This is a genomic window from Streptomyces sp. WAC07094, from assembly GCF_036320405.1.
Classification (GTDB): Bacteria; Actinomycetota; Actinomycetes; order Streptomycetales; family Streptomycetaceae; genus Streptomyces; species Streptomyces lannensis.
The window spans coordinates 7,132,919-7,154,613 of the sequence record NZ_JAVMJZ010000001.1 but is presented as its reverse complement, the minus strand read 5'-3'; the positions used below and the strand labels follow the sequence as shown (position 1 = coordinate 7,154,613).

Genomic DNA, 21,695 nt, shown 5'->3' with positions numbered 1-21,695 from the left:
CGCCCCCGGTCGCGAGCGCGACCGGGGGCGGTTCTACTCTGGTGCGGACAGACAGCGCACACCCCCACGAATCAGGAGCCGGCGGATGGATCACAGCGGGCACGGCATGACCACGGATCTGCCGCCGTTCACGCTGGGACGGGGTCTGGAGTGGTCCACGGACCCGTTCTTCCTCGTCGCCTGCCTGGCCGGGCTCGCACTGTACGGCTGGGGTGTCGCACGGCTGGTCCGGCGTGGCGACAAGTGGCCCGTGGGCCGCACGATCGCCTACACCGTCGGCGTGCTGATGGTGATGCTGTCCATGTGCACGAAGCTGAACGACTACGGCATGGTCATGTTCAGTGTGCACATGGTGCAGCACATGGTGATCAGCATGCTCGCCCCGATCCTGATCCTGCTGGGTGCGCCGATCACCCTGGCGCTGCGGGCGCTGCCGACCGCGGGCCGCGACCGCACGGGTCCGCGCGAACTGCTGCTGATGCTGTTGCACAGCCGCTACATCCGGATCATCACCCACCCGGCCTTCACGATCCCGCTGTTCATCGCCAGCCTGTACGGCCTCTACTTCAGCCCCCTGTTCGACTTCCTGATGGGGTCGAAGGCCGGGCACATCGCGATGATGGTCCACTTCCTCGCCGTCGGCCTGGTGTTCTTCTGGCCGATCATGGGCATCGACCCGGGGCCGCACCGCCCCGGCCATCTGATGCGCATGCTGGAGCTGTTCGCGGGCATGCCGTTCCACGCGTTCTTCGGAATCGCGCTGATGATGGCCTCCACGCCGATGGTCGCCACCTACGAACACCCGCCCGCCTCCCTCGGCATCGACGCGCTCGCCGACCAGACCTCGGCGGGCGGCATCGCCTGGGCCTTCAGCGAGGTCCCCTCGGTGCTCGTCCTTCTGGCCCTGCTCTTCCAGTGGTACGGCTCCGAACAGCGGCAGGCCAAGCGGATGGACCGGGCCGCGGACCGCGACGGCGACAAGGAACTCGAGGCGTACAACGCCTATCTCGCCTCACTCAACGCACGCGGTAACTGAATCCTGGTGTCCCACACGTCCGCCGAGGAGGCACGCCTCCGGGGGCGCGCCGAGTGCGCGCAGCGGGCGCAGGAGATCCGGGAACGGCTCACGGACGTCCGCGGCCCGGCCCGGGTGCCGACCCGCGCCGGCTTCGAGACGTCCGGGGGCGCACCTTCTGCCTGGTGCCGCGGGCGCACGGACCGGTGTACGGGCCGCTCGGGGACCGTGGCAGACAGGGCATGGCGTTCGCCGACACCGCCGACATGCGGTAGCGGGACCGCCTGGACGTCCCGTCGCCGCGGGTGGCGCGGCTGGTGTCCTGCGGGGGAACCACGACCCGCGGCCATGGCCCGTCCCGCCACGAATCGGCCTCCTGGACGGGCGGAGCCGCCTGGAAGTCCGGAACTCATCTGGTCGTCTGCACCGTGCGCAGGCGGAACGGGAGGCACCATGGAAGGCGACGAACCATGAGGAGGGTGTTGCGATGCCCGGTTCCACGAAGGCGATGGGGATGCTCACCGTAGGTGGGCTCGTGGTGGTGACGGCCTACACGGTGGCGCTCGGCGGCAACGGCTGGCTGTGGTTCGGCTGGATCGTGCTCGGCCTGATCACACTCGGCATGGTCGCCACCCGCAATTCCTGAGGGTCACTGCCGGGGGAACCGACCCGCCGAGTGCACCCCCGGCTGGTACTTGGGCAGCCGGGCGGTGATCTTCATGCCTGCACCCACCGCGGTCTCGATGACGAGCCCGTGGTCGTCGCCGTACACCTGGCGCAGCCGGTCGTCCACGTTGGACAGGCCGATGCCGCCCGACGGGCTGATCTCTCCGGCGAGGATCCGGCGCAGCAGCTCGGGGTCCATGCCCGCGCCGTCGTCCTCGATGACGACCAGAGCCTCGGCGCCCGTGTCCTGCGCGGTGATGCTGATGTGCCGTTTGTCGGCCGTCTCCTCCAGGCCGTGCTTGACGGCGTTCTCCACCAGCGGCTGAAGACACAGGAACGGCAGCGCGACCGGCAGCACTTCGGGGGCGATCTGAAGGGTGACCGAGAGACGATCGCCGAAGCGGGCCCGCACCAGCGCCAAGTAGTGGTCGATGGCGTGCAGTTCGTCGGCGAGCGTGGTGAAGTCGCCGCGGCTTCTGAAGGAGTAGCGGATGAAGTCGGCGAATTCCAGCAGCAGCTCGCGGGCCCGCTCGGGATCCGTGCGTACGAACGAGGCGATCACGGCCAGCGAGTTGAAGATGAAGTGCGGGGAGATCTGCGCGCGCAGGGCCTTGATCTCGGCCTCGATCAGCCGCGTACGGGACTGGTCGAGGTCCGCCAGCTCCAGCTGTACGGAGACCCAGCGCGCGACCTCGGCGGCCGCCCGGACGAGCACGGCGGACTCCCGGGGCGCGCAGGCCACCAGCGCGCCGTGCACCCGGTCGTCGACCGTGAGCGGGGCGACGACGGCCCAGCGCAGTGGGCAGTCCGGCTCGTCGCACCGCAGGCGGAAGGCCTCACCGCGGCCGGTCTCCAGCGGGCCGACGAGCCGGCCCAGCACTTCGTCGCGATGGTGTTCCCCGGCACCGTCCCAGGCCAGCACCGCCTCCCTGTCGGTGAGGCACAGCGCGTCCGTGCCCAGCAGCGTGCGCAGCCGGCGTGCGGACTTGCGGGCCGTCTCCTCGGTGAGCCCCGCACGCAGCGGCGGAGCCGCCAGGGAAGCCGTGTGCAGGGTCTGGAAGGTGGCGTGCTCGACGGGTGTGCCGAGCCCGCCGAGACTCTCCGGGCGCGCGGTGCGCCGCCCCAGCCAGAACCCGGCGGCGAGCAGTGGGAGCACGGCCACGCACAGGCCCGCGAGGAATCCGCTCACGCCTTCACCTCCGCCCGCAGTTCCTCGGGGAGATGGAACCGGGCCAGGATCGCGTCCGTCTCGGCCGGAACCCGCCCCGGCGTCGCCAGCGACACGAGCACCATGGTCAGGAATCCGAGCGGCACCGACCAGAGCGCGGGCCAGGCGAGCAGGGCGTGCAGGGTCCCGGTGCCCGGATAAGCGGCCATGGTCGCCGTGACGGCGACGAACGCGGAACCGCCCCCGACCAGCATGCCCGCAGCGGCCCCGGGCGGGGTCAACCGGCGCCACCAGATGCCGAGGACGAGCAGCGGGCAGAACGACGACGCGGACACGGCGAAAGCGAGCCCCACCGCATCGGCGACGGGGAGTCCGCCGACGAGGACGCTCGCCGCCAGCGGCACCGCCATGGCCAGCAGTGTGCCGAGCCGGAAGTGGCGTACGCCCCGCGACGGCAGTACGTCCTGGGTGAGCACTCCCGCCACCGCCATGGTCAGTCCCGACGCCGTGGACAGGAAGGCCGCGAACGCCCCGCCCGCCACCAGTGCGCCCAGCAGGTCCCCGCCGATTCCGCCGATCATCCGGTCGGGCAGCAGCAGCACCGCTGCGTCCGCGTCCCCGGTGAGGGTGAGTTCGGGGGCGTAGAGCCGCCCGAGGGCCCCGTAGACGGGCGGCAGGAGGTAGAAGGCGCCGATCAGGGCGAGCACGGCGACCGTGGTGCGCCGGGCGGCGACACCGTGGGGGCTGGTGTAGAAGCGGACCACCACGTGCGGCAGCCCCATGGTGCCCAGGAACGTGGCGAGAATCAGTCCGTACGTGGCGTACAGCGGGCGTTCCTCGCTGCCGGATTCCGGGGACGTCGACATGTCGCCGTTGTCGCCGCCGTCGGCGACGGGGACGCGGTCGCCCTTGCCGAAGGCGAGCCGGGTACCGCGTTCGACGTGGTGGACGCCCGGGGCCAGGTCCACGCGCTGCTCCGTGTACCGCCGCCCGTCGACCGTGCCCGTCGCCGTGACGTCGAGCCGGCGGGACAGCTTCAGATCGAGGCTCTCGTCGATCCGCACCACGCGGTGGTCGCGGAAGGCCGGCGGTTCGGCGAAGGCGCCGCGCGGCGCTCCGTCCCCCTGCCAGGCCAGCACCAGGAAGAGCGCGGGCACCAGCAGAGCGCTGAGTTTGAGCCAGTACTGGAACGCCTGGACGAAGGTGATGCTGCGCATACCGCCGGCGGCGACGGTCGCGACGACGACGACCGCCACGATGATCCCGCCGAGCGGGTCGGGCGCACCCGTGAGCACCGTCAAGGTGAGACCCGCGCCCTGGAGCTGGGGCAGGAGGTACAGCCAGCCGACGCCCACGACGAAGGCCCCGGCGAGTCTGCGCACGGGATGCGAGGCCAGCCGGGCCTCGGCGAAGTCCGGCAGCGTGTAGGCACCGGAGCGGCGCAGCGGGGCGGCGACGAACAGGAGCAGGACGAGATAGCCGGCGGTGTAGCCCACCGGGTACCAGAGCATGTCGGGGCCCTGGACGAGGACAAGACCCGCGATACCGAGGAAGGAGGCGGCGGAGAGATACTCACCACTGATCGCGGCGGCGTTCAGACGGGGCCCGACCGTGCGGGAGGCGACGTAGAAGTCGGACGTGGTGCGGGAGATCCGCAGCCCGAAGGCGCCGACGAGGACCGTGGCGAGCACGACCAGGGCGACCGCGGGAACGACGTAGTTCTGGTTCACGACGGTCCCTCAGCGGTCCTCGACGAGCCGGACGAAGTCTCTTTCGTTGCGCTCGGCGCGGCGCACGTACCAGCGGGCGAGCAGGACGAGCGCCGGGTAGAGGCAGAAGCCGAGCACCACCCATTCGAGGCCCGCGTTCCGAGTGGTGGCGAACACCAGGGGAAGTGGCCCCACCAGGAGGACCAGTACGGTGAACACGACGACGGCCACCCGCAGCTGACTGCGCATCAGGGAGCGGACATAGGTGTGACCGAGCGTGGTCTGCTCGTCGATCTCGGTACGCGGCCGGTAGTACCCGGAGGTCCTGCGGGTACGCCGGGGCGGACCCGTGACGACGACACGGCGTTCGGTGGGGTCCTGGGGCACGCCGTTGCCCCTCACCGGCCGGTGGTCCGGCGCATGAGCAGATCCCGCAGCTCACGGGCGTGACGCCGGCTGACCTGTAGTTCGACCGAGGCGACGAGGACGCTCACCGTGCCCGCGTCCAGGCGGAGTTCGTCGACATGACGCAGGGCGACGAGATGGCGGCGGTGGATGCGGACGAACCCCCGCGTACGCCAGCGCTCCTCCAGGGTGGACAGCGGGATGCGGACGAGATGGCTGCCGTGGGCGGTGTGCAGGCGGGCGTAGTCCCCGTGCGCCTCCACGTGGGTGATGTCCTCGACCGGCACGAACCGCATCACACCGCCGAGCTCCACGGATATGTGGTCCGGGTCGGGTTCGTGCACGGGTATCAGCGGTGTGGCCTCCCGCAGTTCCGCTGCCCGGCGCACGGCCTCGGCGAGCCGTTCGCGGCGCACCGGCTTGAGGACGTAGTCGACCGCCTTGAGGTCGAAGGCCTGTACGGCGAATCCCTCGTGTGCGGTGACGAACACCACCAGTGGCGGCCGGGCGAACCCGGTCAGCAGCCGGGCCATCTCGAGGCCGTCGAGTCCCGGCATGTGGATGTCGAGGAAGACCACGTCGACCGCGTCGGGACCGGCGGGCCCGGTCTCCAGGGCACGGTTGATACGGCGCAGCGCCTCCGTCGCGTCGCTCGCGCCCTCCACGCTGCCGATCCGCGGATCCGCTTGCAGCAGATACAACAACTCCTCGAGAGAGGGGCGTTCGTCGTCGACGGCGAGGGCGCGCAGCATGAACGTGGAGTGTAGGAGCATTCCGCACGTGTGGACATGTGCGCAGCATGGACGTTCTCGCTGGATACAGTGCCCGCATGAACAGCAGGCCAGCGCCGTTCGACGAGCTCGACCGGAAGATCGTCACCGCTCTGATGGCGAATGCCAGGACCAGTTTCGCCGAGATCGGCGCAGCCGTCGGCCTGTCGTCCACAGCGGTCAAGCGCCGGGTGGACCGGCTGCGCGAGACGGATGTGATCACCGGGTTCACGGCCACGGTCAAGCCGTCGGCGCTGGGCTGGCGTACGGAGGCGTACGTCGAGGTGTACTGCGAGGGCGCGGCGCCGCCCCGCAGGCTGGCGGAGGTCGTGCGCAACCATCCGGAGATCACGGCCGCCATGACCGTGACGGGCGGCGCGGACGCCTTGCTGCACGTGCGGGCGCGGGACGTGGAGCACTTCGAGGAGGTGCTGGAACGCATCCGCACGGAGCCGTTCATCCGGAAGACGATCAGCGTGATGGTACTGTCCCATCTGCTCCCGGAGAGCCCTGAGGCGGGCGCGAGCAACGTCGCCCCCGACAGCGCAGCAGACGTGCGCTGACCAGCCCGAAGACGCATCATTCATGCGTCGACGCGCAGCCATCCTTGCTTGTCGGCCGTCCCCGTCGCTTCCTACCTTGGTCTCACCCAGTCAACGCCCCAGGAAGCGGAGGAACCCCTCTGTGCCCGACATCCGTGTGCCGCGGCGGCGGCGCTTCCTCGTCTGCGAACCCAGACACTTCGCCGTGCAGTACGCGATCAATCCCTGGATGCATCCCGACCTGCAGGTGGACGTGGATCTGGCCCGGGACCAGTGGCAGTCGCTGATCCACGTCTACCGCGACCACGGCCACACCGTGGACACCGTGGAGCCGGTGCCCGGCCTCCCGGACATGGTGTTCGCCGCCAACTCCGCGGTCGTCGTCGACGGCCGCGTCTTCGGCTCCCTGTTCCACGCGCCCGAGCGGCGTCCCGAGTCCCTCCACTACGAGACGTGGTTCAAGGCGGCCGGCTACACCGTCCATCGCCCCGAGTCCGTCTGCGAGGGCGAGGGCGACCTGGTGTGGACGGGCCGCTATGTGCTCGCCGGCACCGGATTCCGTACGACCCGCGAGGCGCATCGCGAGGTCCAGGAGTTCTTCGGGCACCCGGTGATCAGCCTGACCCTGGTCGACCCGTACTTCTACCACCTGGACACGGCGCTGTTCGTCCTCGACGACGACAACATCGCGTACTACCCGGAGGCGTTCTCCCCCGGCAGCCGCGAGGTCCTCGCCCGGCTGTACCCGGACGCGGTGCTCGCCACCCACGACGACGCCATGGCCTTCGGTCTCAACTCCGTCTCCGACGGACGCCATGTCTTCATCGCCCCGAAGGCCGAGGCGCTGGCCGCCCGGCTCACCGAGCACGGCTACGACCCCGTCCCCGTCGACCTGTCGGAGTTCCAGAAGGCCGGCGGCGGCATCAAGTGCTGCACTCAGGAGATCCGCCCATGACCGCACCCGCCCGTACCCGCTCGTCCGCGGAGCTGATCCGTGCCGAGGAGCCGGTCCTCGCGCACAACTACCATCCGCTTCCGGTGGTCGTCGCCCGCGCCGAGGGCGCCTGGGTCGAGGACGTCGAGGGCCGCCGTTACCTCGACATGCTCGCCGGCTACTCCGCCCTCAACTTCGGGCACCGCAATCCGGTGCTGATCGAGGCGGCCCACCGCCAGCTGGACCGGCTGACCCTCACCTCGCGCGCCTTCCACAACGATCAGCTGGCCGAGTTCGCCGAGTCCCTGGCCGCGCTCACCGGCCAGGACATGGTGCTGCCGATGAACACGGGCGCGGAGGCGGTGGAGAGCGCGGTCAAGGTGGCCCGCAAGTGGGCGTACGAGGTCAAGGGTGTCCCGGCCGACCGGGCGACGATCGTCGTGGCGTCCGGCAACTTCCACGGCCGCACGACGACGATCGTCAGCTTCTCCACGGACGAGACGGCACGCTCGGGCTTCGGCCCCTTCACACCGGGCTTCCGGATCGTTCCGTACAACGACCTGGCCGCTCTGGAGGCGGCGGTCGACGAGACGACGGCGGCCGTGCTCATCGAGCCCATCCAGGGCGAGGCGGGCGTGGTCATCCCCGACGAGGGATACCTCGCGGGGGTGCGTGCGCTCACCAGCCGGGCGGGGTGCCTGTTCATCGCCGACGAGATCCAGTCGGGCCTCGGCCGCACCGGCCGCACGCTGGCCGTGGACCACGAAGGTGTCGTACCGGACGTCGTGCTGCTCGGCAAGGCGCTCGGCGGCGGCATCGTGCCGGTGTCCGCGGTGGTGGCACGCCGGGACGTCCTCGGCGTGCTGCGGCCCGGGGAGCACGGCTCGACGTTCGGCGGGAACCCGCTGGCGGCGGCGGTGGGCTCCGCGGTGGTGGGCCTGCTCGAGACGGGCGAGTTCCAGCGGTGGGCGGCCGAGCTCGGCGCGGTGCTGCGGGACGGCCTGGCCGCGCTCGTCGGCAAGGGCGTCGTCGGCTTCCGCGCCCGCGGGCTTTGGGCCGGCGTCGACGTCGACCCCGCGATCGGCACGGGCCGCGAGATGAGCGAGCGGCTCATGCAGGAGGGGATCCTGGTCAAGGACACCCACGGTTCCACGATCCGCCTGGCCCCGCCGCTGACGATCACCGACGCGGAGCTGCGGTCCGCCCTGGAGACGCTGGAGAAGGTGCTGGCGGCCTGACACGACGCGGCGCCCGGGGCGGTATCCGACCGCCCCGGGCGCCGTGCCCGCATACGGGCCCCGGGCGCCGTGCCGCGTACGGCCCCCGGGCGCGCCCATATCCCGTTGCGGCGCCCGGGACGGTTCCCCGACAGTGAGCGGATGACTCTCACCGTGCGCCCGGCCGCCTTCGACGACGTCGCCGGCCTGTGCGAACTCCTGAACGCCGTCGATCTGGCCGAGATCGGGCGGCCGGAGACCGACCCGCACACCGTCGAGTCCGATCTGCGGCGTCCGGGGGTCGACCTCGCGCGGGACTCGTGGGTCGGGGTCGACGGGGACGGCCGGTTCGTGGCCTACGGACTGCTGTGGGACGTGGCCGGAGGAGAGCGGATCGACGTCGACCTGTACACGCTTCCCGACGAGGACGCGGCGGGCCGGCGGCTGCTGGAGCTGATGGAGGACCGGGCGGCGCGGAAGGCCGCGGAGAACGGTGTCCCGAGCGCGTGGTGCACCTGTACCTCAACTCCTCCCCGACCTTGGACACGACGCTGCTCGACGCCCGCGGCTGGCGGGTGATACGGCGGTTCAACGTGCTCACCCGCCCCTTGTCGGCGGCCGGGGACCCGCTGCCCGTGCCCGACCCGGTGACGGGCGTGACGCTGCGCGAGTGCCGCACGGACGCCGACCGCCGGCGTGTGCACGAACTGCTGGACGCCGCCTTCGCCGACCACTTCGAGTACCACCCGCGCCCCTACGACGAGTGGCTGGCGGGTCTCGGCAGCGACCGGACCGACTGGTCACTGGTGTGGATCGCTTCCTTGGCCGGCCTCGGGGACGCGGGCGTCCTCATGGCGAGGAACGACGACACGAGCAGGGGCTGGATCCGCCATCTCGGCGTCCTGGAGGCGGCCCGGGGCCGCGGGATCGGCAGCCACCTCCTACGGCACGCCTTCGGCGCCTTCGCGGCCCGTGGACGGGACACGGTGGGCCTCGGCGTCGACACGCAGAACACCTCCGAGGCGCTGCGGCTGTATCTGCGCCACGGCATGACCCTGCACTACGCCGTGCACACCTGGCAGGTCGAACTGCCGGTCAGGACCACAGCCCGGTGAGGTCGAGGGCCTCGGCGGGCGTCCGCGCACAAGCGACGCCGGGCAGATCCCGGCCGTCGGCGTCGACCGGACGCCAGCCGTCGCCGAGCTGCACCACCGGCACACCGCCCCGGCGCATCGCGAGCGCCAGCTCCGAGAAGGTCCCCCAGGATCCGCCGACCACGACGACGGCGTCCCCGCTGTGGACGATGACCGCGTTGCGCGCCTGCCCCATACCGGTGGCGATCGCGACACTCAGATCGGGCCCGGCACCCGTGCGATCGGCGCCCGGCAGCACTCCGACCACCAGACCGTCGCGGGACCGTGCACCCGCCGCGACGGCCGCCATCACCCCGCCGTGCCCACCGCAGATCACCACCGCTCCACGCTCGGCGAGCAGCCGGCCGAGCTCGTGCGCGAGGTCCCACTCCTGCTCGCCGCACCGCGCCGGTCCGCACACCGCCACCTGCACCGCCATGCCGGCCACCTCCCGCGGGGACGTTACGCCCGGCGGACCGCCGCGGCCCACAGCCTCACCGGGGCCCCGGTCCCGCAAGGTGCCGGGGCCGCCGAAGGTCCCCCGCGCGGGTGCATGGCCGCGGGTGTGAGGACCGCTCGGCGGTGAGGCCTCCCCCGGCCACGAGGAAAGCCGGGTGATTCTTCCACCATGACCTTTCAGAGTCCCGCCGAGCGCGGCGGTCCGCGGCGAGGCAGATTCGAGGAACTCGCGGAAAAAGTCTCCAATTTGACGAGCTCCCCGCTCTTCTTCCTGATCTGCCTGGCCCTGGTCGGCTTCTTCGTCTCGGTCCATGTGGCGAAGCTGCCGCTGGAGTGGCTCCTGCTCGCCGGGGAGTCCATGACGGCGGTCACGCTGCTCCTCCTCGCGCTGCTCAAGAACTCGGAGATGCGGGCCGAGCACGCCGTCCAGCGCAAGCTCGATGCCATCGCGCGTGCCCTTCTGGAAATGAACGATGGCAAAGACAGCCCCGCCATGGAACAGCTCAGGAAGTCGATCCGCTTGGAGGAGGAGACATAAGGCGGCCCGTGCGCCCGGGACTCCGCCGATATGCAGGGGAATCCGACTCGTGCCAGGCTGAACGGGGGCGGAGTTGCGCCCCTGTCTCACCTCGTCGAGGAGTGAGCCGACATGACCGATCGGGAACATGACCGGTACGCGGATGAATCGGGCCACCTCAAGGACATGACAGAGGAGACCCTCGGCGCCCAGGAGCAGGAGCGCCAGGAACGTCAGCACCGGCAGGATGCGCGACGGCAGGACGGCCGCCGGACGGAGGAGAGGACGTTCTCCCTCGAGCAGGGGGACGACGAATACCGGTGACCTCCCGCTCCGCGACATCCACACGCTTCGTGCGGTCCGCCCCGGCGGGCCGCACGAAGCGTGTGCGGCCCGCCGAACTCGCTGTCGGACCGTCAGAAACATCGCCAACGGGGCGAGTCCGGTCCGACGCGGTTCCGGCGGACCGAACCTGACCCTAGACTCCCCACGACAGTCCGGTTGAGCTGCTAGAACGCGGCGGTGGAGCCGATCCGCTGGAGTGAGGAGCACCCCTTGTTCTACTACCTGCTCAAGTACGTCGTTCTGGGACCCCTGCTGAGGCTGGCCTTCCGGCCGCGCATCGAGGGTCTGGAGCACGTACCGGCGGACGGCGCGGCCATCGTCGCCGGCAACCACCTCTCCTTCGCCGACCACTTCCTCATGCCCGCGATCCTGAAGCGTCGCATCACCTTCCTCGCGAAGGCCGAGTACTTCACCGGGCCGGGCATCAAGGGCCGCCTCACCGCCGCCTTCTTCCGCAGCGCCGGGCAGATCCCGGTGGACCGCTCCGGGAAGGACGCCGGGCAGGCCGCCATCCGCGAGGGCCTCGGCGTGCTGCGCAAGGGCGAGCTGCTGGGCATCTACCCCGAGGGCACCCGCTCTCACGACGGCCGCCTCTACAAGGGCAAGGTGGGCGTCGCGGTGATGGCCCTCAAGGCCGGGGTCCCCGTGATCCCGTGCGCGATGATCGGCACGTTCGAGGCACAGCCGCCCGGACAGGTCATCCCCAACATCCACCCGGTGGTGATCCGTTTCGGCAAGCCGCTGGACTTCTCCCGGTACGCCGGCATGGAGAACGAGAAGGCCATCCTGCGCGCCGTCACCGACGAGATCATGTACTCCATCCTGTCGCTCTCCGAGCAGGAGTACGTCGACCGCTACGCAGCCGCGGTCAAGGCGGAAGAGGCCGAGGACACGGCGCAGAAGGCCGGCAGATTCCCCCGGATGCCGCTGAGCTGACCGCGGCCCGCACCCCGGGACACCGCGCCCCCACGGCGAACGGGGGCGTTTGCGTGTCCGTTTTGGGCCTTTAATTCTTATTGCGATACTAATGGCTATTTAAGTCATTGGGGCCCCTTGGACTGAACTGCCGCTTAAGTACATCAAGAAAGCGGCATTACTGTTCCCTGAATCACGCCCATTCCCGCTTTGCGTAGAACGTGATGCACTTCACTTACGAAGCTCGCTAGTGCTTTATCCGGTCCTTACTGCCCTGATTTCCCAGGGCAAAGGGGGCCCTGCACTGCCAGGTCCCCACTAGCCTGCTTAGTAAGGAGGGTAATTGCTTAGTAATTTGCGGCGGCTAAGAATGACACCGCCGCAGCGCGCCGCTAACCGAAATGCGGGGCTGTTTGTCGACGGGAATCGGCAGCTGCGGACAGGCAATCGCTAGAACGAGGTCCGCACCATGCCTATTCCTGCTTCTCACCGAAAGGCCCGGGTCCGGCGACTCGGGGGTCGAACCACCGTTGTCGGCATGTTCGCCCTGTGCTGCACGGCCGTGCTGAGCACCGTCCAGGCCAACGCCGCACCCGCCGCCAAGGCTGTGGCCGGGAACTCCGTGCCCACCCACACCGTCCAGAACGGCGACACTCTCTACCGAATCGCCCGCTCCGCGCACGTGGCGGGTGGCTGGCAGGCCCTCGCCGAGGCCAACAAGATCTCCAGCCCCTACACCCTCGTGCCCGGCCAGGTCCTGAACCTGTCCTCGTCCGGCGGCGACTCCGGCTCGTCCGCCGAGGCCTCCTCGACCACCTACACCGTCCAGCCGGGCGACACGCTGTACCGCATCGCCCGCACCTACCAGGTGCCGGGTGGCTGGGAGGCCCTCGCCGAGGCCAATGACATCTGGTCCCCCCGCCATCTCGCGGTCGGTCAGGTCCTGACCCTCCCCGACGGCTCGACCTCGCCCGACTCCGGCGACAGCGCGACCTCCACCCCCGCGAAGACCGCCACCCCCGCCAAGGCCTGAAGACCGCCACCCCGGCCAAGGCCTACGCCAACAACCTGGACGGCTGGATCCGTGAGTCGCTGGCCATCATGGCCCAGCACGGCATCCCGGGGTCCTACAACGGCATCTACCGCAACGTCATGCGTGAGTCCTCCGGCAACCCCAGGGCCATCAACCTGTGGGACTCCAACGCAGCCGCCGGCATCCCCTCCAAGGGCCTGCTGCAGACGATCCAGCCCACGTTCAACGCGTACCACGTGGCCGGAACCTCGTGGGACATCTACGACCCGGTAGCCAACATCACCGCCGCGTGCAACTACGCGTACCACCGCTACGGCTCGATCGACAACGTCAACGGTCCCTACTGACACTCCCCGCGGTGCCCCTGACGGCATCGCCCGGGGTACGACGAGGGGGCGGCCGGGATCCGGCCGCCCCCTCGCGTCTTTGCCCCGTTACGGCTTCGGGGTGGCGTGCGGCGTGCACGTCACGTCGGAGCCGTCCGTCCTTCCGGTGAGCAGGTAGGTGTCCACCCGGTTGTTGATGCACGGGTTGACCAGACCGGTCACGCCGTGGGAGCCCGCGTCCTTCTCGATGATCAGGCGGGAGCCCTTGAAGCGCTGGTGCAGCTCGACCGCGCCGTCGAACGGCGTCGCGGCGTCACGCGTGGACTGCACGATCAGTACGGTCGGCAGGCCCTTGCCGGTCTTCACGTTCACCGGGGTCTGCTGCTTGACCGGCCAGGTGGCGCACGGCAGGTTCAGCCAGGCGTTGGCCCACGTCATGAACGGGTAGTCCTTGTGCAGCCGGCTGTTGTCCCGGTCCCACTTCTGCCAGCTCGTGGGCCACTTGGCGTCGGTGCACTCGACGGCCGTGTAGACCGCGTTGCCGTTCTCCGCGGAGATGTTGCCCGCCGTGTCCGACAGGTCGGGCGCGGCCGCGTCGACGAGCGCCTGGGTGTCACCGGCGACGTACTGGCTGAAGACGGTCGCGACCGGCACCCAGGAGGAGTCGTAGTACGGGGCGCTCTGGAAGAAGGAGATCAGCTCGGCCGGGCCGACGACGCCGCCGATCGGATGCTTCTTCGCCGTGGCACGCAGCTGGAGCCACTTCGCCTGCACCGCGGCACGGGTGGTGCCCAGGTGGAAGGAGGCGTCGTTCGTCGCGACCCAGTCCTCCCAGTCCTTCCAGCGGCCCTCGAACGCGACGTCCTGGTCGAGGTTGGCCTCGTACCAGATCTTCTCGCGCGACGGGTTCACCACGCTGTCGACGATCATGCGGCGGACGTGGCCCGGGAACATCGTGCCGTAGACGGCGCCGATGTACGTACCGTAGGAGACGCCCAGGTAGTTGATCTTCTTCTCGCCCAGCCCGGCACGGATGACATCGAGGTCGCGCACCGTGTTGGGCGTGGTCATCTGCTGCAGCATCGCGCGGCCGGTGCGCTCGAGGCATCCCTGCGCGTACTCACGGGCGAGCTTGCGCTGCGCCGACTTGTCCGCCTCGGTGTCGGGGACCGGGTCGGCCTTGGGCGCCTTGACGAACTCCTGCGGGTCCGCGCACGAGATGGGCGCCGAGTGGCCGACACCGCGCGGGTCGAAGCCGACGAAGTCGTAGGCCTTCGCCACGTTGGCCCAGACCGGGTTCTTGCCGGTCACCCGGGTGGGGAAGCGCAGCCCCGAGCCGCCGGGCCCGCCCGGGTTGTAGACGAGGGCGCCCTGGCGCTCCTGCTTGGTGCCCGTGTTCCCGATACGGTCGACCGCGAGCTTGATCTGCTTGCCGTCCGGGTGGGCGTAGTCGAGTGGAACGGTGACCCAACCGCACTGGATGGGCTTCACCAGACCCCAGTCGGCCGGACAGTCCGTCCAGTCGATCCCGGCCCTGGCCGCACGCGCCGCGGCGATCGCGGCGCCGCGTGCCTCCCGGTCCTGGCCGTGGCGCGTGTCGGCGGTGGCCGACGGTGCCGCCACGGCCCCGGCTATCAGCGTCGCCGTGACGAGCGCCCCCGCGGAAGCGAGCGCGGTGACCCGTCGCGTCGGTCTGAATCCCCTCAAGTGGGACCTCCCCCTCCAAGATTTCCTATGGGTACGGGGATCCTTCCGTCTGTGAGGTACCTGAGAACAGGGGGCGCTTGACTTTCTTTGCCAATCCGATAAGCGGTATGTCACTCTCCGTTGAGCGGAGAAGAGGACTCAACTCAGGTCACGCAACGCGCCGTCCAGGACATGTCGCAGGCGCAGCGCGTCGGGCGCGACCGCGGTGACGAGCGCGGCGGGACCGGCGAGCGGGCACAGCGCGGCGCACTCGCCGAGCGGCCTCGCCGCGACCGGTGCGCCCACGAACTCCGGGCGAACCACGAGGAGTTGACCGAGGGCCCGATGGCCGGCCAGCACGGCCGGACCGTCCCATCCGCCCGGGGCGCCGGGCCCGCAGGACAGCTCCTGGTCGAGCAGCGGCCGCCCGTCCAGACGTACGGCGAGCCGGCTGGTGAGCCGCCCCGGTTCCTCGCCGAAGCGGCCGAGGACCTGTTCCTCGCGGTACACGAGACGAGCGCCCGCGGCGAGCCGAATACGTGTGGTGACGGTCAGCCCACTTCCTCGCGCCGAGATCAGCTGCTCCGGCAGCCAGTGCAGCTCCGCCCCCGCGGCCACGTCCAGACGGACCTCGTAGCGGGCCTCCTCCTTGGTCTGCCCGGGCAGGGCGATGGTGGCGGCCGACGAGCCGAGGCGCAGCCGGGCGCCGTCCGCCGCCTTCGCCTCGACCGTGAAGCGGTCGCCGCCGAGCGGTCCGCTCATCGCACCGACGAGCAGGACGCGCGCCTCCTCCCCGCTCGCCCGGGTACGGCGCACCGCGAGCGGCCCCTCGCCTTCGAGCACCGGCAGGGATGTGCCGCCCCGCCCGTCCCCCCGGGCCACGATCCGCGCGGCGGCCCGGACCCCCGTGCTCACGCCGTCCATGCGGCCAGCCGCGTCCGCACCCAGTCGGCGACGGCGGTGACGCCCGCCTCGGTGCGCAGCGACTGGAACACGACCGGCAGCTGCGCCCGCTGAGCCTTCGCGTCGGCGGCCATCCGGGCGAGGTCGGAGCCGACGTAGGGTGCGAGGTCGGTCTTGTTGACGACGAGCAGATCGGCCGTGGTGACCCCGGGACCGCCCTTGCGCGGAATGTCGTCCCCGCCCGCGACGTCGATGACGAAGATCTGGGCGTCGACGAGCCCCTTGGAGAACGTGGCCGTGAGGTTGTCGCCGCCGGACTCGACCAGGACGAGATCGAGCGGGCCGGTGTCGTCCTCCAGGTCCTCGACGGCCTCGAGGTTGGCGGAGATGTCGTCCCGGATGGCGGTGTGCGGGCAGGCCCCCGTCTCGACGGCGGTGATGCGCTCGGGCGGCAGTACGGCCTCACGCAGCAGGAAGGCGGCGTCCTCCCGGGTGTAGATGTCGTTGGTGACGACGCCGAGCGCCACTTCGTCGCGCAGGGCGCGGCACAGTGCTGCGACGGTCGCCGTCTTGCCCGAACCCACCGGGCCGCCGAGCCCGATCCGCAGGGCACGGCGGGTGCCGTCCGGCCGTCGGGCGTCGGCGCCGACGGCCGCCGGGCCGTCGTGCAGATGGTCGAGGTGCATGGTTGCTGCTCCTGTTCAGCCGGGGTCGGCCGGCATCGGCCGTCCGGCGCCCGGAGGCGGAACGGCAAGGTCGGTGAAGGTCGGGGGCAGAGTCCGGGTCAGGACGCGAACAGACGTACAGGCCACGCGGCATGCGCTTCGGCGCCGATCTCGAGGAGCGGGGCGGATGCCGCAGGCAGGGCGTCGGCCCCTTGGTCCAGCATCCGGTGCGCGGCTCGTACCGCCTGGTCGGCGACCCGGTCCACCTCGGGCGCAAGCCGCGCCAGCACGGCCGTGGCCTCGAAGGGATCCAGGCTGAGCAACCGCACCGTCGCGGTTGCCGGTCCGCCGACGCACTCGTACGCCGCACAGTGCGCCGCGTCGGCCGCCCCGAGCCCGGCGGCACGCGCCACCAGCCCCAGCACGACGGGTTGGTGCGCCCCCTTGGGGAACTCCCTCGCCAGCGCGTCCAGTTCCGTGGCGGGCCAGGCCGGCCGGGCGGCCCGCAGCAGCTGTCGTCCCAGCCTGCGTGCGGCGGCACGCAGGGCGGGCGACGGGGACCGGGCGTCCGCGGCCGCGTCCAGGACGACGGGGTCCGCGCCGAGTGCGGCCGCCGCGGCCAGCGCTGCCGACACCAGCCCGGTCGTGTGCAGACGGCCTCTGCAGAACTCCTCCAGACTCGCCGCCCCGGTGACCCGCCCGGCGCGCACGGCCGCCTCCGCCCCGCCGGAGTGCGCGTGCCCGCCGGCGGGGAAGCGGCCGTCGGCCAGGACGAGAAGCGCTGCCCTGGTCATCAGAAGAGGAAGTACCGCTGGGCCATGGGAAGTTCGGCGGCGGGCACCGCCTGGACCAGCTCGCCGTCGATGTGTACGGCGAAGCTGTCCGGGTCGACCCGCACGTGCGGACGTGCGTCGTTCTCGCGCATGTCCGCCTTGGTGACCCGCCGTGTCGACTCGATGGCCACGAACTTCTTGCCCAGCGTGAGCCGTTCGGGCAGTCCGTCCTCGATCGCCGACGGTGCCACGAAGTTGACCGAGTTCGACGCCGGAGCCCGCCCGATCGCCCCGTACATCGGCCGCGGCAGGATCGGCTGAGGCGTGGGGATGGACGCGTTGGCGTCGCCCATCTGGGCGTAGGCGATCTGGCCGCCCTTGATGACGAGGTGGGGCTTGACGCCGAAGAACGCCGGCTCCCACAGAACGAGGTCGGCGAGCTTACCGGTCTCGACGGAACCGATCTGATGGGCGAGGCCCTGCGCGAGCGCCGGGTTGATGGTGTATTTGGCGACATAGCGACGCACCCGGCGGTTGTCCGCGCGGTCGTCACCCGGGAGCGCGCCGCGCCGTCGCTTCATCACATGAGCCGTCTGCCAGGTCCGCATGATCACCTCACCGACCCGGCCCATGGCCTGGGAGTCGGAGGAGATGATCGAGATCGCGCCCAGATCGTGAAGGATGTCCTCCGCGCCGATCGTGGACGGACGGATCCTGGATTCGGCGAACGCCAGGTCCTCCGGCACCGCAGGATTGAGGTGGTGGCACACCATCAGCATGTCGAGGTGCTCCTCCGCCGTGTTGACGGTGAACGGACGGGTCGGGTTCGTCGAACTGGGCAGCACGTGCGGCTCGGACACCACGGTCATGATGTCCGGAGCGTGGCCGCCGCCCGCCCCCTCCGTGTGGTACGCGTGTATGCCGCGCCCGTTGACGGCCGCGAGGGTGTCGCCCACGAAACCGGCCTCGTTGAGCGTGTCGGTGTGGATGGCCACCTGGACGCCGGTGCGCTCGGCGACGGTCAGGGCGGCGTCGATGACGGCCGGTGTGGAGCCCCAGTCCTCGTGCAGTTTCAGCCCGAGCGCGCCGCCGCGGATCTGGGAGAGCATCGCCTCGTGCGAGACGGTGTTGCCCTTGCCGAGGAGACCGAGGTTGACCGGGTACTGCTCCATCGCCTCCATCATCCGGGCCAGATGCCAGGGACCGGGAGTGACCGTGGTCGCCTTCGAGCCCTCGGCGGGTCCGGTGCCGCCGCCGACGAGTGTGGTGATGCCCGAGGCCAGCGCCTCTTCCGCCACCTGCGGGCAGATGAAATGGACATGGGCGTCGACGGCGCCGGCCGTGACGATCCGCCCGTTGCCCGCGATGATCTCCGTCTCGGGGCCGATCACCAGGTCCGGGTGCACTCCGTCCATGGTGTCCGGATTACCGGCCTTGCCGATGGCGCTGATCCGGCCGTCGCGGATGCCGATGTCGGCCTTGACGATCCCCCAGTGGTCGATGACGACGGCACCCGTGACCACGGTGTCCGGGGTCCCGTCCGCACGCGTGGCGCGCGACTGCCCCATGGACTCACGGATGACCTTGCCGCCGCCGAACACGGCCTCGTCCCCGGCGAGTCCGGGCCCGCCCGAGCGGTCCTCCTCGATCTCGACGATCAGATCGGTGTCGGCGAGCCGGATGCGGTCCCCCGTCGTCGGCCCGAACAGATCGGCGTACGCGGCACGCGAGATCTCAGGCATCGAGGGCACCTCCGGTCTCTCCGCGCAGGCCGGGCACCACACGGGCGCCCCTGATCGGGACGAGTTCCACGTCGACGGGGATTCCGGGCTCGAAGCGCACCGCGGTCCCGGCCGCGATGTTCAGCCGTCTGCCGTGCGCGGCGGCGCGGTCGAACTCCAGGCCGGGGTTGGCCTCGGCGAAGTGATAGTGGGATCCGACCTGGACGGGCCGGTCGGCGGCGTTGAGGACGGTGAGCCGGGTGACGTCGAGGCCCGCGTTGCAGAGCACGGGCTCGTCGGCGAACAGGATCTCTCCGGGAATCATGGCCGCTCCCTGCTCACACGATCGGGTCGTGGACGGTGACGAGCTTGGTGCCGTCGGGGAAGGTGGCCTCCACCTGGACGTCGTGGACCATCTCCGGGATGCCCGCCATCACGTCGTCACGGGTGAGCAGCTTGCGCCCGGATGCCATGAGCTCGGCGACCGTTCGGCCGTCACGGGCGCCTTCCAGGATGTGCGACGTGATGAGCGCGACCGCCTCGGGGTGGTTGAGCTTCAGCCCCCGGGCCCGGCGCTTCTCGGCCACGTCGGCGGCCACATGGATCAGCAGCCTCTCTTGCTCGTGCGGGGTCAGTTGCAATGTCCCACCTCACAGTCCTCGCTTCGGACCCGGCGGGGCCCGGCTGCCGCGGCCATGGGGCAGAGCCCCTGACGGTGTGGAGGGGCACGTTAGTTGGACCGGGTTTCCACGACGTTAACCGAGCTGCGATCCCGCCCCGCCCACGAGCGCCCGTCCCCGTAAGGCAGCCCGCGCCCGTGAAGGGCGCTCTGGCGTCTTTGCGGCCGTCGGGTCCGGGAGCCGATCCCGGCCGCTCCGGAATCCGCAATCGCATCGAACGAGGGTGCGAAGGCCGGACCGTATACCGCACGACGGCCGTCGGCGCGACATGGGGCCGCACCGCCGACCGCATCCACCCCGCCCCGGCGGCTTGCGCGGGCACCGGATGCCGGCACCCCGGCGCCCTCACCGGTACGCCGTCAGGACGCGCTGTGCCCCCGGTGCTCGGCGGCGATACCGAAGCGATGCCGCTCGCGCGGGGCCGAGGAGACCTCACGGACGCTGGAGACCGAGGTGATCACCTGCTCCTCCTCGGCGTCCAGTGCGGCGAGCCGCTCCAGGTCGGCGGCGGAGACCAGGGCGACGAGAGGCTTGCCGTGCCGCGTCACGACGACACGCTCGCCGCCGTACACCACACGGTTGATCAGATCGGCGAGTTCAGCCCTGGCTTGCGTCACCGAAATCTCGTAGGCCATGTGGTCCAGCTTAGACGGAGGTCCTGACCGGCCCCTCCCGACGGAAGATCCCGTTCTGCCCCGAGGGGGACACCTGCCCGGTGCCCCGTCCGGCCGCAGGCGTGAAGGCCGGGCGGCCCGCCCCCGGATCCCGCGGCGGCGCCGTTTCGCTCTCAGCATGCTTTCCCCCCTCGGACACGTACGTCCTGTACATTTTTTACAGAAGCGATCCCGAGGAGGCGCGTGCCATGAACCGACCGACCGCCCGCTCAGTCCTGCCCGAGTTCACCGAACGCACCGGTTATGGGCAGCGGACCCTCGATCCGTACGCAAAGCTGCTGGACGAGCGGATCGTGTTCCTGGGGGCGCCGGTCGACGACATCTCGGCCAGCGATGTGATGGCGCAGTTCATGCACCTCGAGTACCTGGACCCGGACCGGGACATCTCGCTGTACATCAACTCCCCCGGCGGCTCGTTCAGTGCGATGACCGCCGTCTACGACACGATGCAGTACGTCAGTTGTGACGTGGAGACCGTCTGCCTCGGCCAGGCCGCGTCCGCGGCGGCGGTACTGCTCGCGGGAGGCACGCCCGGCAAGCGGTTCGCACTGCCGGGCGCGCGGATCCTGATCCACCAGCCGTCCCTGCCCGAGCCTGTCCAGGGGCAGGCCACCGATCTGGCCATCCAGGCCGCAGAGTTGACGCGTACCCGCAATCAACTGGAGGACATGCTCGTACGGCACACCGGCCGAAGCCCCGAGCGCATCGCGGCGGACATCGAGCGGGACAAGATCTTCGACGCGCCGGCGGCCGTGGAGTACGGACTGATCGACGGCATCATCGCGAGCCGCAAGGCGTCCCGCACCGCGCCCGGCGCGAGGTGAGCGGCCGATGCTGCCCCCCGAACTTCCCCCGTTGCCCGCACTCACCCGTGCCGAGGCCGAGTTGATCGACCGTTACCTCGATGTGGTCGATCTCCTCGGCCGCATCAACCCGGTGCACTCCGGTGACACCTACCGCGGACTGCGGGCCGCCCAGGCCCTGGTGAGCAAGGCGTCGGCACTGCGGGAGGCACTCGCACTCATGCACCAGAGAGGGGAGAACGAGTTGCACGGCCCCACTCTCACCCGGGCGCTGCGGGTTCTGGACGGTGAACGCCGCGCCGCCCGCATCGCGGTGCCGCCCGGCGCGGACTGACGGAGCGTGACCGTCGCGCGGTCAAGGGTGAGTTGCGGCGATGGGGGCCGCCGCGCGGTGCTCTGGGGGACACCGACCGTCCACGCGCGGTTCAAACGAACCAAATGGTGTACCCCTGGTTGGAGTAGGAGCGCCTCCTTCGGAGAGCCCGTGAAGATGGACAACGCGCGTGGCCTCAGGGCGGCATGAGACGCTCCGGTGCAGGTCGGGGCCTCACGCATCCCCCCAACGGCCCCCGGTCACGCGGCTGTCCAGCCGAACGAGTGAGTGGTGAGTAAACCCACAAACCCCCGATTTCGTTG

The 21,695-nt window shown here is 70.6% G+C and carries 26 protein-coding genes and 1 pseudogene; 14 read left to right on the top strand and 13 right to left on the bottom strand.

Annotated elements, in window-relative coordinates; genetic code table 11:
- Window positions 1-85: 85 nt before the first annotated feature.
- Window positions 86-1,036, top strand: a complete 951-nt coding sequence (locus RCR19_RS31900; RefSeq protein ID WP_331268251.1) for a cytochrome c oxidase assembly protein — start codon at window positions 86-88, stop codon at window positions 1,034-1,036.
- A 466-nt stretch (window positions 1,037-1,502) separates the two neighbouring features.
- Window positions 1,503-1,661, top strand: coding sequence for a hypothetical protein (locus RCR19_RS31895; protein WP_331268250.1), 159 nt, complete (start codon window positions 1,503-1,505; stop codon window positions 1,659-1,661).
- 3 nt (window positions 1,662-1,664) lie between these two features.
- Here the strand turns inward: RCR19_RS31895 and RCR19_RS31890 are convergent, their stop codons facing one another.
- Genes RCR19_RS31890 through RCR19_RS31875 form a run of 4 tightly spaced genes read right to left on the bottom strand, consistent with a single transcriptional unit; the run spans window position 1,665 to window position 5,715 of the window.
- Window positions 1,665-2,870 carry a histidine kinase gene (locus RCR19_RS31890; RefSeq protein ID WP_331268249.1) on the bottom strand — a complete coding sequence of 402 codons (1,206 nt, stop codon included), beginning with the start codon at window positions 2,868-2,870 and terminating at the stop codon, window positions 1,665-1,667.
- A complete protein-coding gene (locus RCR19_RS31885) occupies window positions 2,867-4,579 on the bottom strand; it encodes a cation acetate symporter (RefSeq protein WP_331268248.1) in 1,713 nt (570 codons plus the stop codon). The genes RCR19_RS31890 and RCR19_RS31885 overlap by 4 nt, the downstream gene beginning before the upstream one ends.
- Before the next feature lie 9 nt (window positions 4,580-4,588).
- Window positions 4,589-4,945, bottom strand: coding sequence for a hypothetical protein (locus tag RCR19_RS31880; RefSeq protein WP_331268247.1), 357 nt, complete (start codon window positions 4,943-4,945; stop codon window positions 4,589-4,591).
- Between the two features lie 11 nt (window positions 4,946-4,956).
- Complete coding sequence (locus RCR19_RS31875) at window positions 4,957-5,715, bottom strand: LytTR family DNA-binding domain-containing protein (protein WP_331268246.1); 759 nt, start codon at window positions 5,713-5,715, stop codon at window positions 4,957-4,959.
- A 77-nt stretch (window positions 5,716-5,792) separates the two neighbouring features.
- On the opposite strand from RCR19_RS31875, the gene RCR19_RS31870 reads away from it, so the two are divergent.
- From RCR19_RS31870 to RCR19_RS31850, 5 genes are all read left to right on the top strand, one after another.
- Window positions 5,793-6,296 carry an Lrp/AsnC family transcriptional regulator gene (locus RCR19_RS31870; RefSeq protein WP_059126724.1) on the top strand — a complete coding sequence of 168 codons (504 nt, stop codon included), beginning with the start codon at window positions 5,793-5,795 and terminating at the stop codon, window positions 6,294-6,296.
- Between the two features lie 121 nt (window positions 6,297-6,417).
- Window positions 6,418-7,230: a dimethylargininase gene (gene ddaH, locus RCR19_RS31865; protein ID WP_331268245.1), complete on the top strand. Its 813-nt coding sequence runs from the start codon at window positions 6,418-6,420 to the stop codon at window positions 7,228-7,230.
- Window positions 7,227-8,447 (top strand): ornithine--oxo-acid transaminase, encoded by a 1,221-nt coding sequence (rocD, locus tag RCR19_RS31860; RefSeq protein ID WP_331268244.1) that lies wholly within the window; start codon window positions 7,227-7,229, stop codon window positions 8,445-8,447. The genes ddaH and rocD overlap by 4 nt, the downstream gene beginning before the upstream one ends.
- Before the next feature lie 141 nt (window positions 8,448-8,588).
- Window positions 8,589-9,005, top strand: a complete 417-nt coding sequence (locus tag RCR19_RS31855) for a hypothetical protein (RefSeq protein WP_331268243.1) — start codon at window positions 8,589-8,591, stop codon at window positions 9,003-9,005.
- Window positions 8,933-9,541: an N-acetyltransferase gene (locus tag RCR19_RS31850; protein ID WP_331268242.1), complete on the top strand. Its 609-nt coding sequence runs from the start codon at window positions 8,933-8,935 to the stop codon at window positions 9,539-9,541. The genes RCR19_RS31855 and RCR19_RS31850 overlap by 73 nt, the downstream gene beginning before the upstream one ends.
- Here RCR19_RS31850 and RCR19_RS31845 read toward each other — a convergent pair.
- The gene (locus RCR19_RS31845; RefSeq protein ID WP_331268241.1) at window positions 9,522-9,998 is read right to left on the bottom strand and encodes a TIGR00725 family protein; all 477 of its coding nucleotides are present in this window, start codon (window positions 9,996-9,998) and stop codon (window positions 9,522-9,524) included. The two genes, RCR19_RS31850 and RCR19_RS31845, sit on opposite strands and share 20 nt — an antisense overlap.
- 189 nt (window positions 9,999-10,187) lie before the next feature.
- On the opposite strand from RCR19_RS31845, the gene RCR19_RS31840 reads away from it, so the two are divergent.
- From RCR19_RS31840 to RCR19_RS31820, 5 genes and pseudogenes are all read left to right on the top strand, one after another.
- A complete protein-coding gene (locus RCR19_RS31840) occupies window positions 10,188-10,556 on the top strand; it encodes a low affinity iron permease family protein (protein WP_331268240.1) in 369 nt (122 codons plus the stop codon).
- A gap of 111 nt (window positions 10,557-10,667) precedes the next feature.
- A complete protein-coding gene (locus tag RCR19_RS31835) occupies window positions 10,668-10,859 on the top strand; it encodes a hypothetical protein (RefSeq protein WP_059126719.1) in 192 nt (63 codons plus the stop codon).
- Between the two features lie 231 nt (window positions 10,860-11,090).
- Window positions 11,091-11,816 carry a lysophospholipid acyltransferase family protein gene (locus tag RCR19_RS31830; protein ID WP_331269608.1) on the top strand — a complete coding sequence of 242 codons (726 nt, stop codon included), beginning with the start codon at window positions 11,091-11,093 and terminating at the stop codon, window positions 11,814-11,816.
- 517 nt (window positions 11,817-12,333) lie between these two features.
- Complete coding sequence (locus RCR19_RS31825) at window positions 12,334-12,828, top strand: LysM domain-containing protein (protein WP_331268239.1); 495 nt, start codon at window positions 12,334-12,336, stop codon at window positions 12,826-12,828.
- A gap of 14 nt (window positions 12,829-12,842) precedes the next feature.
- A pseudogene (locus RCR19_RS31820) lies at window positions 12,843-13,175 on the top strand (transglycosylase SLT domain-containing protein); the annotation flags it as partial.
- Between the two features lie 87 nt (window positions 13,176-13,262).
- Here the strand turns inward: RCR19_RS31820 and RCR19_RS31815 are convergent.
- From RCR19_RS31815 to RCR19_RS31780, 8 genes are all read right to left on the bottom strand, one after another.
- Window positions 13,263-14,861, bottom strand: a complete 1,599-nt coding sequence (locus tag RCR19_RS31815; protein WP_331268238.1) for an alpha/beta hydrolase — start codon at window positions 14,859-14,861, stop codon at window positions 13,263-13,265.
- A gap of 138 nt (window positions 14,862-14,999) precedes the next feature.
- Window positions 15,000-15,764, bottom strand: coding sequence for an urease accessory protein UreD (locus RCR19_RS31810; RefSeq protein WP_331268237.1), 765 nt, complete (start codon window positions 15,762-15,764; stop codon window positions 15,000-15,002).
- Window positions 15,752-16,429: an urease accessory protein UreG gene (gene ureG, locus RCR19_RS31805; protein WP_331268236.1), complete on the bottom strand. Its 678-nt coding sequence runs from the start codon at window positions 16,427-16,429 to the stop codon at window positions 15,752-15,754. Before ureG ends, RCR19_RS31810 begins: the two co-directional genes overlap by 13 nt.
- 98 nt (window positions 16,430-16,527) lie before the next feature.
- Window positions 16,528-17,202: an urease accessory UreF family protein gene (locus RCR19_RS31800; RefSeq protein WP_331268235.1), complete on the bottom strand. Its 675-nt coding sequence runs from the start codon at window positions 17,200-17,202 to the stop codon at window positions 16,528-16,530.
- Window positions 17,202-18,923: an urease subunit alpha gene (locus tag RCR19_RS31795; protein ID WP_331268234.1), complete on the bottom strand. Its 1,722-nt coding sequence runs from the start codon at window positions 18,921-18,923 to the stop codon at window positions 17,202-17,204. The genes RCR19_RS31800 and RCR19_RS31795 overlap by 1 nt, the downstream gene beginning before the upstream one ends.
- The gene (locus RCR19_RS31790; RefSeq protein WP_220294977.1) at window positions 18,916-19,227 is read right to left on the bottom strand and encodes an urease subunit beta; all 312 of its coding nucleotides are present in this window, start codon (window positions 19,225-19,227) and stop codon (window positions 18,916-18,918) included. The genes RCR19_RS31795 and RCR19_RS31790 overlap by 8 nt, the downstream gene beginning before the upstream one ends.
- 13 nt (window positions 19,228-19,240) lie before the next feature.
- On the bottom strand, window positions 19,241-19,543 hold the full coding sequence (locus RCR19_RS31785) for an urease subunit gamma (RefSeq protein ID WP_059126710.1): 303 nt from the start codon (window positions 19,541-19,543) through the stop codon (window positions 19,241-19,243).
- A 398-nt stretch (window positions 19,544-19,941) separates the two neighbouring features.
- Window positions 19,942-20,217 (bottom strand): type II toxin-antitoxin system Phd/YefM family antitoxin, encoded by a 276-nt coding sequence (locus tag RCR19_RS31780; RefSeq protein ID WP_059126709.1) that lies wholly within the window; start codon window positions 20,215-20,217, stop codon window positions 19,942-19,944.
- A gap of 227 nt (window positions 20,218-20,444) precedes the next feature.
- Here RCR19_RS31780 and RCR19_RS31775 point away from each other — a divergent pair, with 227 nt between their 5' ends.
- Window positions 20,445-21,080 (top strand): ATP-dependent Clp protease proteolytic subunit, encoded by a 636-nt coding sequence (locus RCR19_RS31775; protein WP_331268233.1) that lies wholly within the window; start codon window positions 20,445-20,447, stop codon window positions 21,078-21,080.
- Window positions 21,081-21,087: 7 nt separating this feature from the next.
- Window positions 21,088-21,393: a hypothetical protein gene (locus tag RCR19_RS31770; protein ID WP_115974934.1), complete on the top strand. Its 306-nt coding sequence runs from the start codon at window positions 21,088-21,090 to the stop codon at window positions 21,391-21,393.
- Window positions 21,394-21,695 lie beyond the last annotated feature (302 nt).